This is a genomic window from Deferribacterota bacterium, assembly GCA_034189185.1.
Taxonomy (GTDB): domain Bacteria; phylum Chrysiogenota; class Deferribacteres; order Deferribacterales; family UBA228; genus UBA228.
In genome coordinates this window covers 1-1,685 of record JAXHVM010000288.1, presented here as the reverse complement: position 1 = coordinate 1,685, position 1,685 = coordinate 1, and the positions used below count along the sequence as shown (strand labels likewise).

Below are 1,685 nucleotides of genomic sequence, written 5' to 3'. Positions count from 1 at the left end.
TACAGGTTATCTCCTCAGGGTCTGAGGAGACCTCAAGGAGTGTAGCAGAGGTAACTGATGCAATAAACAACCTAGAAAAAGAATTTGAGAGACTAAAGAATATGATAGATAACTTTAAGGTGTAGAGTTATTCATATATAGTCATCATTAAATATTTAATTTACCATAATTTATATATTTTTAATGTTATCTATATAAGATTACTAAAGTCATTCAAAACAAGAAGCTTAACTTAACAAGTTAGAAAATGTGCTAATATAACCTGTGATGGCGTAAATACGGGCAAAATCTGACTTGCGAAGTCAGAGGATTGGGTAAAATAGCTGTGATGGCTTAAGTACGGGGCCATAGCACTTAAACTTAAGTGCTCGGTTTAGACTTGCGAAGTCAGAGGGAAGTTTTAGCATTAGAAAATATCTTGAGTTTATTATAATAATATAAGGTTTGTCATTAGATTATAGACTTAACAGGAATTTTACATTACTGAAAAAAGATTGCATTATAATTATTATAATTAAATTGAATTAGAGGTATTCATATGATTAAAAGCGTTATGAATGTTGTGAAATTCACTCTCATTTTATCTATTGCCTTAAATTTGTTCGCATTTTACTGTTTTGCTGACAATTTAATAGATAGAGAGATTGCAAATAAAGAGGTCAGCTGGCAATCAAAGAAAGCAATAAAAGCAGATTTATTAGTTAGAGGAAAAATACTTGGAATAAATGATTTTCATGGACAAATTGCAGAAGGAAGGGTAGTTGGAGGTAGACCTGTTGGAGGCGCAGCAGTTTTGACTTCTTATTTGAAGAGTGCTCAAAAAGCATATGAAAATAGTACATTTTATATAAGTGTGGGTGATTTAATTGGTGGCTCTCCACCAGAATCTGCACTTTTACAGGATGAACCAACAATTATGTTCTTTAATATGTTAGGCAATAACTGGTGTTCCTATGATGATAAATATAATCAGTTGTGTAATGTTATTGCTATCCCTGGCAACCATGAATTTGATGAAGGTATTGATGAACTTTTAAGAATAATAAATGGTGGAAACCATATAAATGGACCTTTTTTAGAAGACCCATATAAAGGGATAAATTTCGCATTTATTTCTAGCAATATTATCTATAATGATGGAAAAACATTTATAAATCCCTATACAATTAAAATGTTAGATAATATACCAATAGGCTTTATAGGAGCAATATTAAAAGAGACATCTACAATGGTTACACCATCAGCTATTAGTGGATTAAGTTTTTTAGATGAGGCAAATAGTATCAATAGGTATGTAAATGAGCTTAAGAACAAAAATATAAAATCCATTGTTGCAATTATACATCAAGGTGGCAGACAAGATGATGATGGGAGGCTTACGGGTGCAATTTCTGACATTGTTAAATATTTAGATGACGAAGTAGATATTGTGTTATCCGGCCATTCTCATACATATATAAATACATTAACAAAGAATAAAAATGGTCATAATATATTAGTAACACAAGCCTTTTCATCAGGCACAGCTTATACAGATATAGATTTTGCTATAGATAGGTTAAGTGGTGATATAGTTGAAAAAACTTCTAAAATTATAACAACCTATGCTGATGAAGGTGTCGGTTTACAACCTGATGCTGCAGTAGAGGACTTGGTAAATAAAGCAGTTGAGCAAGTAAATCCTA

At 31.5% G+C, this 1,685-nt stretch carries 1 protein-coding gene; it reads left to right on the top strand.

Features of this window, described 5'->3' with window-relative positions; translation table 11 throughout:
- Positions 1-538: 538 nt before the first annotated feature.
- The coding region (locus SVN78_10960; protein MDY6822126.1) for a metallophosphoesterase at positions 539-1,685 on the top strand (1,147 nt) is incomplete at its 3' end.